The sequence below is a fragment of the Streptomyces sp. NPDC090108 genome (genome assembly GCF_044747185.1).
GTDB lineage: Bacteria > Actinomycetota > Actinomycetes > Streptomycetales > Streptomycetaceae > Streptomyces.
The window spans coordinates 488,298-501,813 of sequence record NZ_JBIVDQ010000003.1 but is presented as its reverse complement, the minus strand read 5'-3'; the positions used below and the strand labels follow the sequence as shown (position 1 = coordinate 501,813).

At 73.5% G+C, this 13,516-nt stretch carries 14 protein-coding genes; 10 read left to right on the top strand and 4 right to left on the bottom strand.

What is annotated here, in order from left to right; translation table 11 throughout:
* Positions 1-34 precede the first annotated feature (34 nt).
* Both ACIPRD_RS12405 and ACIPRD_RS12400 read left to right on the top strand, forming a co-directional pair.
* Complete coding sequence (locus tag ACIPRD_RS12405) at positions 35-436, top strand: SseB family protein (RefSeq protein ID WP_356401794.1); 402 nt, start codon at positions 35-37, stop codon at positions 434-436.
* Positions 437-579: 143 nt separating this feature from the next.
* Positions 580-1,692 (top strand): hypothetical protein, encoded by a 1,113-nt coding sequence (locus tag ACIPRD_RS12400; RefSeq protein WP_401562502.1) that lies wholly within the window; start codon positions 580-582, stop codon positions 1,690-1,692.
* Positions 1,693-1,735: 43 nt separating this feature from the next.
* On the opposite strand, the gene ACIPRD_RS12395 is transcribed toward ACIPRD_RS12400, so the two are convergent.
* Both ACIPRD_RS12395 and ACIPRD_RS12390 read right to left on the bottom strand, forming a co-directional pair.
* Entirely contained in the window at positions 1,736-2,134 is a 399-nt protein-coding gene (locus tag ACIPRD_RS12395; protein ID WP_356401796.1) for a MarR family transcriptional regulator, read from the bottom strand.
* A 73-nt stretch (positions 2,135-2,207) separates the two neighbouring features.
* Positions 2,208-2,558 (bottom strand): VOC family protein, encoded by a 351-nt coding sequence (locus tag ACIPRD_RS12390; protein WP_356401798.1) that lies wholly within the window; start codon positions 2,556-2,558, stop codon positions 2,208-2,210.
* Between the two features lie 335 nt (positions 2,559-2,893).
* On the opposite strand from ACIPRD_RS12390, the gene ACIPRD_RS12385 reads away from it, so the two are divergent.
* From ACIPRD_RS12385 to ACIPRD_RS12350, 8 genes are all read left to right on the top strand, one after another.
* The gene (locus ACIPRD_RS12385) at positions 2,894-3,184 is read left to right on the top strand and encodes an ArsR family transcriptional regulator (RefSeq protein ID WP_356401800.1); all 291 of its coding nucleotides are present in this window, start codon (positions 2,894-2,896) and stop codon (positions 3,182-3,184) included.
* 208 nt (positions 3,185-3,392) lie between these two features.
* Complete coding sequence (gene crcB / locus ACIPRD_RS12380) at positions 3,393-3,854, top strand: fluoride efflux transporter CrcB (protein ID WP_401562500.1); 462 nt, start codon at positions 3,393-3,395, stop codon at positions 3,852-3,854.
* Between the two features lie 69 nt (positions 3,855-3,923).
* Positions 3,924-4,298, top strand: a complete 375-nt coding sequence (gene crcB / locus ACIPRD_RS12375) for a fluoride efflux transporter CrcB (RefSeq protein WP_356401804.1) — start codon at positions 3,924-3,926, stop codon at positions 4,296-4,298.
* A gap of 75 nt (positions 4,299-4,373) precedes the next feature.
* A complete protein-coding gene (locus ACIPRD_RS12370) occupies positions 4,374-5,210 on the top strand; it encodes an undecaprenyl-diphosphate phosphatase (protein WP_356401807.1) in 837 nt (278 codons plus the stop codon).
* Between the two features lie 320 nt (positions 5,211-5,530).
* Entirely contained in the window at positions 5,531-6,325 is a 795-nt protein-coding gene (locus ACIPRD_RS12365) for a FadR/GntR family transcriptional regulator (protein ID WP_401562498.1), read from the top strand.
* A gap of 100 nt (positions 6,326-6,425) precedes the next feature.
* The gene (locus ACIPRD_RS12360; protein ID WP_401562496.1) at positions 6,426-7,499 is read left to right on the top strand and encodes an asparaginase; all 1,074 of its coding nucleotides are present in this window, start codon (positions 6,426-6,428) and stop codon (positions 7,497-7,499) included.
* Between the two features lie 134 nt (positions 7,500-7,633).
* Complete coding sequence (aspA, locus tag ACIPRD_RS12355) at positions 7,634-9,043, top strand: aspartate ammonia-lyase (protein WP_356401811.1); 1,410 nt, start codon at positions 7,634-7,636, stop codon at positions 9,041-9,043.
* Positions 9,044-9,093: 50 nt separating this feature from the next.
* Positions 9,094-10,032, top strand: a complete 939-nt coding sequence (locus ACIPRD_RS12350) for a glutaminase (protein ID WP_401562494.1) — start codon at positions 9,094-9,096, stop codon at positions 10,030-10,032.
* A 372-nt stretch (positions 10,033-10,404) separates the two neighbouring features.
* Here the strand turns inward: ACIPRD_RS12350 and ACIPRD_RS12345 are convergent, their stop codons facing one another.
* Both ACIPRD_RS12345 and rho read right to left on the bottom strand, forming a co-directional pair.
* Entirely contained in the window at positions 10,405-11,580 is a 1,176-nt protein-coding gene (locus ACIPRD_RS12345) for a serine hydrolase (RefSeq protein ID WP_356401815.1), read from the bottom strand.
* A 246-nt stretch (positions 11,581-11,826) separates the two neighbouring features.
* Positions 11,827-12,984 (bottom strand): transcription termination factor Rho, encoded by a 1,158-nt coding sequence (rho, locus tag ACIPRD_RS12340; RefSeq protein WP_401562492.1) that lies wholly within the window; start codon positions 12,982-12,984, stop codon positions 11,827-11,829.
* Positions 12,985-13,516: the final 532 nt, after the last annotated feature.

Genomic DNA, 13,516 nt, shown 5'->3' with positions numbered 1-13,516 from the left:
CGCCCGTAAACCCACCGCTACCTGGGGACACACCATGGAGACACCCGCACACGACGCCCTTCCGACGCCGGCCCAGCAGGCGCTCGACGCGCTGGCCGTGAACGCCGAGGACCAGGCCGCGCTGGACACGCTCGCCCACAGCGACGTGCTCATCCCGGTGCCGGACGACGCGGTCGACATGGAAGGCGTGTCCGACGCCGCCACGGTCGCGCTGCCCGTCATCGAACAGCCCGGCGGTGAGCCGGTCGTGCCCGTGTTCACCTCGGAGGAGGAGATGGCCGGGCTGCTGCCGACCGTCTCCCGCTACCGGCTGGTCCCGCTGGCCGCGCTCGCGTCCCAGTGGCCCGAGGACGACCTCTCGCTGGCGATCGACGGCAGCTCGGAGCACGGGCTGACCCTCACCTCGCAAGGGGTGCGCACGCTGCTCGCCAGGTGACCTCCCGGCCCTGAACACGCCGGGTCCTCCGGGTCCCGAGGCCACTGTTCCCGGGACGCAGCCGCGAGGCACCGCTCGCCGGACCCGGCCCCCGGCCCGGACGCCGGAGCGGAGTGCCGCCACCCGGGCGACAGAATGTGCCCATGGAATGGATCTCCGGCGTGGCCGGCTCACTGGTGCTGGTCCTGGTGCTCAGCAGCATCCTCCGCACCCTCGTGGTGCCCCGGGGCCTCTACTCCGCGCTGGTGTTCCGGCTGTGGTGGCTGCTGCGCCGGCTGCTCCGGGCGGCCGCCGGGCGGGGCGGGTACGACGCCATCGACCGCGCCCAGACCTGGCTCGCGCCGCTGATGCTGATCGGCATGCTCGCCACCTGGCTGGCCGGCGCCCTGCTCGGCTTCGGGCTGCTGCTGTACGCCATGTCACCGCTGTCCTGGACCAACGCGTTCCGCGAGGCGGGGTCCAGTCTGTTCACCCTCGGCTTCGCCAGCGGGGCCCGTCTGAAACTGTCCGCGCTCGACTTCCTGGCCGCGGCCACCGGCCCCGTCCTCATCGCGCTCCAGATCGCCTACCTGCCCACCCTGTACGGCGCCTACAACCGCCGTGAACTGGAGGTCACCCTCCTCCAGGCGCGGGCCGGCGAGCCCGCCTGGGGCCCGGAGATCCTCGCCCGGCAGTGGCTGGTCGACACCGAGACCGCGCTGCCCGAGCTGTACCGGGCCTGGGAGCGGCTCGCCGCCGACATGGGGGAGAGCCAGTCCACGTACCCGATCCTGCTGACCTTCCGCTCACCGAGCCCGTACCGCAGCTGGCTGGTCGGGCTCGTCGCCGTGCTCGACGCGGCCGCGATGCAACTCGCCCTCGCCCCCCGGTCCGCCCCGCCGGAGGCCCGGCTCGTGCTGCGCGCCGGATTCACCGCGCTGCGTGACATCGCCCGCGCGCTCCGGCTCCCCTACGACCCCGATCCCTCGCCCGACGGACCCGTCCGGCTCACCTACGACGAGTTCGACGCGGCGGTGGCCATGCTGGAGGCGGCCGGATTCCGGGCCGAGCGCACACCGAAGGAGGCGTGGCCGCACTTCTGCGGCTGGCGGGTCAACTACGAGGCGATCGTCTACGAGCTGTGCCGCCGCTGCGACGCCGTACCCGCCCTGTGGACCGGGCCGCGCGACTTCCCCGGCGGCGCGGTGCCACCACGGCGGCCGGTCGACCGGCGACCCGACGGAGGACGCCCCGGACTTCCGCCCGCCTTCGGGTAGCCCCGCACCCGGGAGTGCGCTCAGGGCGCCGTCGGCTGTCGCGTCAGCCGGCCCGCTCGGCCAGCTCCCGCTCCAGTACCGCCCGCTGGAGCGGGAGCACCTCGGCGTACAGATCGCGTCCCTTGCGGGTGAGGGCGACGAAGACCCCGCGCCGGTCCGCGGCACAGACCGAGCGCGCGACGAGGCCGTCCTTCTCCAGGCGGGCGATCAGGCGGGACAGCGCGGACTGGCTGAGATGGACCCGGTCGACCAGGTTCTGCACCCGGCACCGGTCGCCCTCGGCCGGCGACTCCGCGGCGAGGATGTCCAGCACCTCGAAGTCGCTGGCGCCCAGGCCGTGCGGGTGCAGAGCGCGGTCGATCTCGCACATCGTGCGCGCGTGCACCGTGAGTATGTCCCGCCACCGCTCTTCCAGCCGGGCGTCGGCCGTCTTGACTGCCATACCCGCACCGTAGCACCGATCCAGCCATTCCTTGACTGTGCAAGTAGTACGGGGACGACCGGCCGCGCGGGCCTCAGGCGGAGGGGTCCTGGAGCAGCCCCACCAGATTGCCGTCGGCGTCACGGACGGACGCGATCAGCCGGCCGCCGCCGACGTCGTGGGCGTCCTCGACCAGCTCCGCGCCGGCCTCCACCAGAGCCGTCAGGCGCTGCTTCAGATCGGCGACGTGCCAGTACGGAACCGGTCCGGTCATGCCCTTGCGGTGGCCGTTCGGGTCGAGGCCGACATCCTGCCCGGCGGACTTGAAACCGACGTAGTACGGCTCGTCCGCGTAGGGCTCGACGCCCAGCAGCGCGGTGAACAGGGCCTTGCCCCGCTCCAGGTCCTTCACCGGGTAGACGATGGTCTGCAGGCCTGCGGTCATGGGGAGAGCTCCTCGCGGTGGTTGTCCGGCGGGGTGTCCGCCGGTGCTTCCACGCTAGGGCGGGGGAGGCGGCCGCCGCTTCTTCGATCCTGATCGGTTGCCCCGGCCTGCCGCGTGCCGCGGCGGACCCCCGCCCCGCGCGGCCCCCGGCCGGGAAGGGCCGGGAAGGGCCGGCCCGCGGCTGTCCGGTCCGGGGAACAGGGTCCGCGGGCGGGTCCACGTCGTACGGCCGTTCGGTACCGGACAACGGTGGCCGAGACACGGACGCGACGGCACCGCCTGCGCCACAGTGGGACCAGGGTGCACAGGGAGGCCGGGGACGGAGGTCGGGCGGGATGATGGGGTCTTCTTCGGGCCGCACGAGGCAGCGCATTCTGGACCTGCTCAAGGACCCGGCGGCCCGCTTCCCTTCCGGCCGCTTCCGCGCCGACCCCGCCCGGACCGGCGTCACCGCGAGGGCCGTCGCCGCCGAACTCGGCATACCGAGGCGGACCGCCGCCGCCCACCTCGACCTCCTCACCCGCCTCGGCCTGCTGCGCGCCCGTCGCCTGTGCCGGCGCACCTACTACCGGCGTGACGAGATACGCATCGCCGAGGTGGCCCGGATGTTCGAGAAAGGCTGGTGACCGCGCCGCGCCGCCCGCCGCCCGCGGCTCCGGTGACCTGGCCCGCGCGCTGTCGCCCGTGCCCTGTGCGCGCAGCCGGCCGCCCGCCGTTCCGACGGCACCGGTCCGTGCCGTACGCGGGCAGCCGGTCGGCGGGCGCCCCGCCGGTACCCTGGTCCCCGGCCGAGACCACCCGTCGGGGCGGGGGCCGGACAGGAGACGTACGAGCATGACAGCCCCGGAGACCGAGAGCGTCCACGCGCGCCCCGTGCCGCGGTGGCAGGCCGAGTGGCGTGCCCAGGCCCCGGTCGTCGCGGTGGTCGCGGCGGGCGGCGCCCTCGGCGCGACGGCCCGGTACGCACTGGCTCTCGCCTGGCCCACCGCGCCCGGCGCGTTCCCCTGGGCGACCTTCTGGACCAATGTCGCCGGGTGTGCCGTGATCGGCGTGTTCATGGTGCTGATCACCGAGGTGTGGCGCCCCCACCACCTGGTCCGCCCCTTCTTCGGCACCGGGGTGCTCGGCGGTTTCACCACGTTCTCCACCTACGCCGTGGACGCCCGCAGGCTCGTCGCGGACGGTCATGTCCACGTCGGTCTGGCCTACCTCGCGGTGACCCTGCTCGCGGCTCTCACGGCGGTGTGGCTGGGCGCGGCCGCCGCGCGCCGCCTGCTGTGCCGGAGACCGCGCTGAGCCCCGGTGAAATGAAAATGAAGAGTGAGAACCTCCCGATGAACCGGAGGTGAACAGTAAGGAATCGTTTTGAACTGGCTTCTGGTCGTTCTGGGGGCCGTGGTCGGCGCACCCATGCGCTACCTCACCGACCGTGCCGTCCAGGCCCGGCACGACTCCCTGCTCCCTTGGGGCACCTTCGCCGTGAACGTCGTAGGCTGCCTGATCCTGGGCCTCCTCACCGGCGCGGCCTCCGCCGGAGCCGCGGGCCCGCACCTCCAGCTGCTGCTCGGCACCGGACTGTGCGGTGCGCTGACGACCTACTCGACCTTCTCCTGGGAGACTCTCAGGCTGACCGAGTCGGGCGCCGGGCTCTACGCTGCCGCCAATGCCGTCGTCAGTGTGGGAGCGGGGCTCGGGGCGGCCTTCGCCGGGGCCGCTCTCGCCGGTGCCGTGTGGGCGTAGTGGCTCGCTCTCACGGCTTGGCATAGTAAGACTGTCTACAGCACTGTCGACCAACTCTCCTCAGAACTGGATTCCATGAGCGCCATTTCCGTCGGTCAGGCCGTCGTCCTCGGAGTAGTCGAGGGGGTGACCGAGTTCCTCCCCGTGTCCTCCACCGGCCACCTCAAGATCGCCGAGGGGCTCATGAGCATCCCCGTCGACGACAAGTCCGTCGTCGGCTTCTCCGCCGTCATCCAGGTCGGCGCCATCGCCGCCGTGCTCGTGTACTTCTTCAAGGACATCAAGCGGATCGTCACCGCGTGGTTCCGGGGCCTGACCGACCGCGAGGAGCGCTACCACCACGACTACAAGTTCGCGTGGTGGGTGATCGCCGCGACCGTCCCGATCGTCGTGGTGGGCCTGGCGGCCAAGCCGCTGATCGACGGTCCGCTGGCCTCGCTCTGGGTCGTCGCCGGCTCGCTGATCGCGGGTTCCGCCGTGATGTGGTGCGCGGACCAGATGGGCCGCCACAAGCGCGGTGAGGACGACACCTCCTTCAAGGACGCGATGCTGGTCGGCTGCTCCCAGATCCTCGCCCTGCTGTTCCCCGGCTTCTCCCGCTCCGGCGCCACCATGTCCACCGCGCTGGTCCTGGACCTCGACCGGGTCGCCGCCACCCGGCTCTCCTTCTTCCTCGGCATCCCGGCCCTGACCGGCGCCGGCATCTACGAGCTGAAGGACGCCCTCGGCGCGGGCGTCGGCGCCGCCCCGCTGGCCGTCGGCACGATCGTCTCCTTCATCGTCGCCTACGCCTCCATCGCCTGGCTGCTGAAGTTCGTCGCCAAGCACTCCTTCAACGCCTTCGTGATCTACCGCATCATCGTCGGCGCCGTGCTGATCGGCCTGCTCTCCAGCGGAACGCTCTCCAGTTGAGCGACGCCCGGACCCGCGCGCGGGGTGCGGCCGCCCTTCACCGGGCGCCGCACCCCGCCGCCGTTTCCGGGTACCGCACCTCCGGCGCAGTTTCCGGGCGCCGCACTCCCGCCGGTGTTCCCGGGTGCCGCCCTTCGCCGGCGTTCCCGCCCCTCCGCCCGGGGCGTCCCACCCGCCCGCCGGAGGTGTCCCGCCCGCCTCCCGGAGTGCCCACGGGGATGCCACCGGACGGGTCCCCGCACGTCCCGGCGGTGTGTCTCCCCGCACGTCCGCCCGTGACGCCTTGACAGTGCCGGTCCGCGCGCCGCAGGATCGCTCCCGTGAACCTGTCAGACAGCCAGACAGGTGGTCGGGTCCCGCGGCGCGTCAGCGCCATGGAAGCGGTCCTCGGCCACCTCCGCGGCGCCATCGAGCGCGGTGAGTACGCCATCGGCGACAAGCTCCCCTCCGAGGCCGAGCTGTGCCGCACCCTCGAGGTGTCCCGGCCCGTGCTCCGCGAGGCGCTCCGCGCGCTGCAGACGATGGGCCTGACCGTCTCCCGCACCGGCAAGGGCACCTTCGTCGTCGCCGGCTCTGTGGAGGACCCCACCTTCGGCGACTACGCCGCCAGCGACCTGCTGGAGGTGCGCCGCCACATAGAGATCCCGGTCGCCGGGTACGCGGCCCTGCGCCGCACCCCGGAGAACCTGGACCACCTGACCCACCTGCTGGAACGCATGGAACGGGAGACGGACACCACCGCGTGGGTCGCGATGGACACGCTCTTCCACCTCGCCGTCGCCGAGGCCGCCCAGAACCCGGTGTTCCGCCGGGTCATCGAGGAGATCCGCGACGCGCTGGCCCGCCAGTCCGCCTTCCTCACCGAGCTCGGCGGCCGCCGCGAGCAGTCCAACCGCGAGCACCGCGCGATCGTCGAAGCGCTGCTCGACGGCTCCGAGCACGACGCGGTCGAGGCGATGAGCCACCACCTCGACCGCGTCGAGACCTCCCTCACCGCCATCGTGCGCGCCACCCACGGCGCTCTCTCCGAGCAGACCGGCCCGGTCACCCACGCCGGCCTTCCGGTACAGGGCGCCCCCGCCGGCCTCCCCGCGCAGGGCGCCCCCGCCACCTGAACGAACCGCACTCCCAGGGCGGACAACGCCCCCCGTCCCATCCCGGGCGACGCGCGATCCACCCGCCGGCCGGCCCCTCCTCCCAGTGATACAGGCAGAGATGTACAGCAGTTCTCCCGAAGGCGCCCTTGTCGTCAGCCCCTCCGCCGCCGCCCCGGCGCAGGGCCGTCCGCCCGCCGCCGCGCCCGTCGTGCGCGAGCCCCTGCACGCCCCCGTCGCCCACGTCGTGCGCGGCGGGGTCGTCGAGGGCGTCCACCACGGCTCCGTCGTCGTCCTCGACGCGGACGGCCGGGTCGGCTTCCAGCTCGGCGACATCGAGGCCGCCTTCTACCCGCGCTCGGCCCTCAAGCCCGTCCAGGCCGTGGCCATGCTGCGGGCCGGACTCCCGCTCGACGGCGGCGAACTCCTCTCGCTGGCCGCCGCCAGCCACTCCGGCGAGGAGCGGCACCTCGACGGCGCCCGGCGCCTGCTCGGCCTCGCCGGGCTCACCGAGGACGACCTGCGCAACGTCCCCGACATGCCGTACGACCCCGTCGAGCGCGACATCTGGGTCCGCGACGGCCGCACCCCGGACCGCCTCGCCCAGAACTGCTCGGGCAAGCACGCCGCCATGCTGTGGACCGCCAAGGTCAACGGCTGGTCCCTGGAGGACTACCTGGACCCGGCGCACCCGCTCCAGCGGGCCGTCGCCGAGACCGTCGAGGACCTCACCGGACAGCGGGTCGCCGGGGTGACCGTGGACGGCTGCGGCGCGCCGCTGTTCTCCATATCCCTGCACGGTCTCGCCCGCGCTCTCGCCCGCATCACCACGGCCGCCCCGGGCACCCCCGAGGCGCGGGTCGCCGACGCGATGCGCGAGCACGCCGAACTGGCCTCCGGCAAGCGGCGCGACGTCGCCGCGCTCATGCGGGCCGTACCCGGCCTGCTCGCCAAGGACGGCTTCGAGGGCGTCGAGGTCGCCGCGCTGCCCGACGGCCGCGCCGTCGCCGTCAAGATCGCCGACGGCAACGACCGGGCCCGCGTCCCGGTCGCCGCGGCCGCCCTCGCCCGCGCCGGCGTGAACCCCGCCCTGCTCACCGCGTTCGAGGGCGCACCGCTGCTCGGCGGCGGACGCCCGGTCGGGTCCGTACGACCGGTACGCGCGCTGGACCCGGTCGCCGCACCCGCCGCCTGACCCGCCCCGCCCACGGGCCGCCCACGCCGGGCCGCCCCGTCACCTCGCGGCGCCGTCCCGGCGCCCCGAGCGCGGCCGCACCCGCCGCCACCTCCCCGTTCCACCGAACGTCAGCGAAAGAGCACCCCCACCTCATGAACGCCGCCATCCGGAGCGAGCACGACCTGCTCGGCGACCGCGACGTCCCCGCCGACGCGTACTGGGGCATCCACACCCTGCGCGCCACGGAGAACTTCCCCATCACCGGCACCCCGATCTCCGCCTACCCCCACCTGATCGACGCCCTCGCCGCCGTCAAGGAGGCCGCCGCCCTCGCCAACGAGGAACTCGGCCTGCTGGCCCCCGAGAAGGCCGCCGCGATCGTCGGGGCCTGCCGCGAGATCCGCGCCGGCAAGCTGCACGACCAGTTCGTCGTCGACGTCATCCAGGGCGGCGCCGGCACCTCCACCAACATGAACGCCAACGAGGTCGTGGCCAACCGTGCGCTGGAGCTGCTCGGCCACGCCAAGGGCGAGTACGCGCACCTGCACCCCAACGAGGACGTCAACCTCGGCCAGTCCACCAACGACGTCTACCCGACCGCCGTGAAGATCGCGACGGTGTTCGCGGTGCGCGGGCTGCTCAAGGCGATGGCCGTCCTCCAGGACTCCTTCGCCCGCAAGGCCTTCGAGTTCCGCGACGTGCTGAAGATGGGCCGCACCCAGCTCCAGGACGCGGTGCCGATGACCCTCGGCCAGGAGTTCTCGGCGTACGCCGTCATGCTGGACGAGGACCGCAGCCGGCTCGCCGAGGCCGTCGAGCTGATCCACGAGATCAACCTCGGCGCCACCGCCATCGGCACCGGCCTCAACGCCCCCGAGGGCTACGCCGAGGCCGCCCGCCGCCACCTGGCCGACATCACCGGACTGCCCCTGGTCACCGCCGCCAACCTGGTCGAGGCCACCCAGGACTGCGGCGCCTTCGTGCAGATGTCCGGCGTGCTCAAGCGGGTCGCGGTCAAGCTCTCCAAGAGCTGCAACGACCTGCGCCTGCTCTCCTCCGGACCGCGCGCCGGCCTCGGCGAGATCAACCTGCCGCCGGTGCAGGCCGGTTCGTCGATCATGCCCGGCAAGGTCAACCCGGTGATCCCCGAGGTCGTCAACCAGGTCGCCTTCGAGGTCATCGGCAACGACGTCGCCATCACCATGGCCGCCGAGGCCGGACAGCTCCAGCTCAACGCCTTCGAGCCGATCATCCTGCACTCCCTCTCGGAGAGCATCACCCACCTGCGCAGGGCCTGCCTCACGCTCGCCGAGCGCTGCGTCGACGGCATCACCGCGAACACCGAGGCGCTGCGCGCCACCGTGGAGAACTCCATCGGCCTGGTCACCGCCCTCAACCCGCACATCGGGTACACGGCCGCCACCGACATCGCCAAGGAGGCCCTCGCCACCGGCCGCGGCGTCGCGGAGCTGGTCCTGGAGAAGGGCCTGCTGCCCGCCGAGCGGCTGGCCGCCCTGCTGCGCCCCGAGGTCCTCGCCGGCAGCGGGTCGCCGGCCGTCTGACCTGGTCCGACACCGCCCCGGTCGCGCACCGGGACCGGCGGGGAGGGACAATGGTGATCATGACGTCGACGTCATCCCTCACCTTCCTGCCGGTCTTGGAGCGCATCGCCGAGGAGATCGCGCGCACACCGGGCCGCGGCCGCCCCGCCGACTACATACCGGCGCTCGCCGCCCGCGACCCCCGCAGCTTCGGCATGGCCGTCGCCGAGCTCGACGGCACGGTGTACGGCGTGGGGGACTGGCGGCAGCCGTTCTCCACGCAGTCCGTCACCAAGGTCTTCACGCTCGCCCTCGACCTGTCCCGCGAGGGTGACGAACTCTGGGAGCACGTGGGCCGCGAGCCCTCCGGCAACCCCTTCAACTCCCTGGTGCAGCTGGAGTACGAGCACGGCATCCCGCGCAACCCCTTCATCAACGCGGGCGCGCTCGTCGTCACCGACCGCCTGCAGACCCGTACCGGAGACGCGGCCGGGGAACTGCTGACCTTCCTGCGCGCCGAGAGCGGCAACCCGGACCTGGGCTTCGATCCGGAGGTCGCCGCCTCCGAGACCCAGCACGGCGACCGCAACGCCGCCCTCGCCCACTTCATGGCCTCCTACGGCAACATCGACAACCCGGTGCCCGACCTGCTCGACCAGTACTTCCGGCAGTGCTCGATCACCGCCTCCTGCGCCGATCTCGCCCTCGCCACCACCTTCCTCGCCCGCCACGGCATCCGCGCCGACGGCACCCGTCTGCTCACCCGCAGCCAGGCCAAGCAGGTCAACGCCGTGATGCTGACCTGCGGCACCTACGACGCGGCCGGCGACTTCGCCCACCGGGTCGGGCTGCCGGGCAAGAGCGGGGTCGGCGGCGGGATCATCGCCGTCGTCCCCGGCCGCTGCGCGCTGTGCGTGTGGAGCCCGGGCCTCGACGAGCGCGGCAACTCGGTGGCCGGTGTCGCCGCCCTCGACCTGTTCACCACCCTGACCGGCCTCTCGGTGTTCTGACCGCCGGTGCGCCCGCCCGGGGTGCCCGCGGACGTCGGCCTTGCGCGCGGGCACTCGCCGGGGCCCGCCGGGCCTGCTGTACCTGCCGTACCCGCCGTACTCGCCAGGCTCGCCGAGCCTGCCGTACCCGCCGTACCCGCCGGGGCCCGCCTCGCGCGCCGTGAGCGCTGTGTTCCTCGGAGTACCCGCCGTGGCTCACACGCCGGTCATGTCCGGGCCGTCCACCGGAGAACGGCGTGTCGCCTCCCGACACCGGGCGCTGACACGCTGAGCCGGTGTCGGCCATGGCGTTCCCCGTCGTTCTCCGCCGCTGCCCGCTGCCCGCTGCCCGCTGCCCGCTGCCCGCTGCCCGTTGTTCGGCCTGCCCGTCGGTCAGCCGCGCCAGGCCCGGCCGCCCTTGGCGCGCAACGCGAGCGCCACGCCTCCCGCGCCGAGTGCGGCGAGCCCCGCCACGGTGGCGGTTCCGGCCCAGTCCGAGTCGTCGTCGGGCGCCGGCGAGGTGGCCGCCGCGACCGGAGCGGCGGTCGGTTCGACGCGGGGCTTGGGGCGCATCGCGTCCAGCGAGCCCACCGCGTCCACCCGGCCCGCCGCGTCGAACCCCCAGTCGAGCAGCTCGCGGGCCTCGTCGTACACCGTCAGCCCACCGCCCGACTGAGGGTTCATCACCGTCACGATCAGGGTCCTGCCGTCGCGACGGGCCGCCGCGACCAGGGTGTTGCCCGCGTTGCTCGTGTAGCCGTTCTTGATGCCGATCAGCCCCGGATACCGGCCCACGCCGTCCTCGCCGGTCAGCAGGCGGTTGGTGTTCTCGATGGCGTACGGCCACCCGTCCCCGGGGAACTGGGCCGTCGCGGTGGAGCAGTACCGGGCGAAGTCGGGGTTGCGCAGCCCCTCCCGGCCGAACACCGCGAGGTCGAACGCCGAGGACACCTGCCCCGGTGTGTCGTAGCCGTCGGGGGAGACGACATGGGTGTCCAGGGCGCCCAGGGTGCGTGCCTTGGCCTGCATCCGGGTGGCCGTGGTCTGCCAGCCGCCGTTGAGGGCGGCGAGCACGTGCACGGCGTCGTTGCCCGAGCTGAGGAACACCCCGCGCCACAGGTCGGCCACCTGATAGGTGTGACCCTCCTCGACGCCGACGAGGCTGCTGCCCTCGCCGATGCCCGCCAGGTCCTCGTAGCGCACGGTGTGCTGGAGACCGGCGGGCAGCGTCGGCAGCACGGTGACGGCGAACAGGGTCTTCAGCGTGCTCGCGGGCGGCAGCCTGCGGTGCGCGTCGCCCGCCGCCAGCACCTCGCCGCTGCTCGCGTCGGCGACCAGCCAGGACAGCGCGGAGACCTCGGGCACCGCGGGGGCGCCGGGCCGCATCCGCACCTGCGTACCGGAGTGGAACAGCAGCGACGGCTGAGGGACCGCCGCCCGCGGCGCGGGAGGGGCGGGCTCCCCCGCACGGTGGCCGGCGGCGGAGGCGGTCGGCCCGAAGGCCAGCGCGCCCGCCACGCAGAGGGAGCACGTTGTCACGGCCATCCGACGAGAGATTCCGATGTTCATATGATCACGCTAGGAAGGTCGTGGTGGTGTGGCGCGCTGCCGGGGCCGGTCGGCCCAGCGGAGCAACCCGGATGCCACGCTTCCGGGTGACGGCCGGGAGCCGCCCGGCCGTTCCGTGCCGGCCCGACGCGGTCGCCCGGTCCGATGCGCTCGCCCGGCCCGACGCGCTCGCTCAACCCGGCGCTTCCGCCCCGGTCCTGCGTCTTTGCCCCGGTCCTGCCCGCCCGTCCGGATCGGCCGGCTTCCTCAGCCGGCCGGCGAGGACGGCAGGGTCGGCTGGACGCGCCGCAGGAACGTGGCGTTGTCGGGGGTGTCCCGCAGGCGCTCCAGCAGCGTCTCCAAGGCGGCCGGTCCGCCCTCACGGGACCGCAGGACCCGGCGCAGCCCCCGTACGACCGTCAACTCCGCCGGGGTGAGCAGGAGTTCCTCGCGGCGGGTACCGGTGGGTTCGATGTCGACGGGCGGGAAGACGCGGCGGCCGGCCAGCTCCCGGTCCAGCCGCAGTTCCATGTTGCCCGTGCTCTTCAGCTCCTCGAAGAAGTAGCCGTCGGCGCGGGACCCGGTGTCCACCAGGACGCTGGCGAGAATGGTGAGCGAACCGCCCTCCTCCGCCTGCCGGGCGGCGCCGAAGAACCGCTTGGGTCCGATGAGCGCGCCCGCGTCGACGCCCCCGCTGAGGGTGCGTCCGCCCGCCGCCGAGGCGTTGTTGTGGGCCCGGCACAGCCGGGTCAGCGAGTCCAGCAGGACGACCACGTCCTCTCCGGCCTCGACCAGCCGCTTGGCGCGTTCCAGGACGAGGTCCGCCAGGGCGATGTGGTCCTTGGCCGGCCGGTCGAAGGTGGAGGCGAACACCTCGCCCCGCACCGAGCGGCGCATCTCGGTGACCTCCTCGGGACGTTCGTCCAGCAGCAGGACCATCAGCCGGCACTCGGGACGGTTGCCGGCGACCGCGGCGGCCAACTGCTGGATCAGCACGGTCTTGCCGCTTCTGGGCGGGGCCACGATGAGTCCGCGCTGTCCCTTGCCGACCGGCGCCAGCAGATCGGTGACCCGGCCGGCCAGGCCCGAGGCAGGGTGTTCCATGCGGATCCGCTCGTGCGGATGCACCGGGGTCAGCTCCGCGAAGCGCCGGCGGCCCCGCAGTTCCCCGGGATCGCGGCCGTCGACCAGGGTGATCTCTGTCAGCGCGCGCTGCGCCCCGCACAGGCCTTCCACGGCGTCGCCCTTGCGCAGGCCGTGACGGCGGATCAGCGCCGCGGGGACCTGCGGATCGGTGGGGGAGGGGAGGCAGCTCGCGGAGCGCAGGCGGCCCTTTCCGTGCGCGTCGATGTCGAGGAGCCCGGCGACGGGACGGGCGGCGGCGGCCTGCCGCACCTCGGTGGAGGATTCGATGGCGGTGGTCATGGCCGATGTGTCCTTTCGGGACGTGAGGCGGGAAGTCCGGAGACGGAAGGAGAAGGGAGGAGGGGAAGGCCGCGGGAGGGAGGCGGATCTGCCTCCGGGCGGCGGGAACGGCCCCTCGGGTACGACGGCGAAGACGCCGGTCACGAGGTGGTGCCGAGAAGGAGCCCGGCCCGGTCGGAGACCGTCGGCACGAGGGCTGAGAGAGAGGAAAGCGGCATCGGCACCCACGGAGAGGGCACGCACATGCGCTGATCGCACTATACCGATCCGCTGCCTGATGTCAACAGGATCCGGTGCGCGAGGCCTTCCCCGCCTCGCGCGCACCCGCGGCGGACGGTGGCCGCCCTCGGCGTCACCGCGCCTGTGTGCGGGCACAGGGTGCGGGCCACCCGGTGCGGGCGACTCCGCGGTCCGACCCCGCTCCGTACGCGGCCGCGCGCCGCCTACGATCGGCGGCGGACCGCCAGCGGCACGCAGGGGACGGTACGACGGCCCGCCTGCGCCCGCACGCCCCTTCCGGGCTCATGCGTCA

What these genes read in the sequence shown, in the direction of transcription:
- aspA (WP_356401811.1), top strand. Translation starts at nt 7,634, where the DNA reads ATGAACGCCGCCATCCGGAGCGAGCACGACCTGCTCGGCGACCGCGAC.
- ACIPRD_RS12350 (WP_401562494.1), top strand. Translation starts at nt 9,094, where the DNA reads ATGGTGATCATGACGTCGACGTCATCCCTCACCTTCCTGCCGGTCTTG.
- ACIPRD_RS12400 (WP_401562502.1), top strand. Translation starts at nt 580, where the DNA reads ATGGAATGGATCTCCGGCGTGGCCGGCTCACTGGTGCTGGTCCTGGTG.
- ACIPRD_RS12385 (WP_356401800.1), top strand. Translation starts at nt 2,894, where the DNA reads ATGATGGGGTCTTCTTCGGGCCGCACGAGGCAGCGCATTCTGGACCTG.
- ACIPRD_RS12390 (WP_356401798.1), bottom strand. Translation starts at nt 2,558, where the DNA reads ATGACCGCAGGCCTGCAGACCATCGTCTACCCGGTGAAGGACCTGGAG.
- ACIPRD_RS12405 (WP_356401794.1), top strand. Translation starts at nt 35, where the DNA reads ATGGAGACACCCGCACACGACGCCCTTCCGACGCCGGCCCAGCAGGCG.
- ACIPRD_RS12345 (WP_356401815.1), bottom strand. Translation starts at nt 11,580, where the DNA reads ATGAACATCGGAATCTCTCGTCGGATGGCCGTGACAACGTGCTCCCTC.
- ACIPRD_RS12370 (WP_356401807.1), top strand. Translation starts at nt 4,374, where the DNA reads ATGAGCGCCATTTCCGTCGGTCAGGCCGTCGTCCTCGGAGTAGTCGAG.
- ACIPRD_RS12360 (WP_401562496.1), top strand. Translation starts at nt 6,426, where the DNA reads ATGTACAGCAGTTCTCCCGAAGGCGCCCTTGTCGTCAGCCCCTCCGCC.
- rho (WP_401562492.1), bottom strand. Translation starts at nt 12,984, where the DNA reads ATGACCACCGCCATCGAATCCTCCACCGAGGTGCGGCAGGCCGCCGCC.
- crcB (WP_401562500.1), top strand. Translation starts at nt 3,393, where the DNA reads ATGACAGCCCCGGAGACCGAGAGCGTCCACGCGCGCCCCGTGCCGCGG.
- ACIPRD_RS12395 (WP_356401796.1), bottom strand. Translation starts at nt 2,134, where the DNA reads ATGGCAGTCAAGACGGCCGACGCCCGGCTGGAAGAGCGGTGGCGGGAC.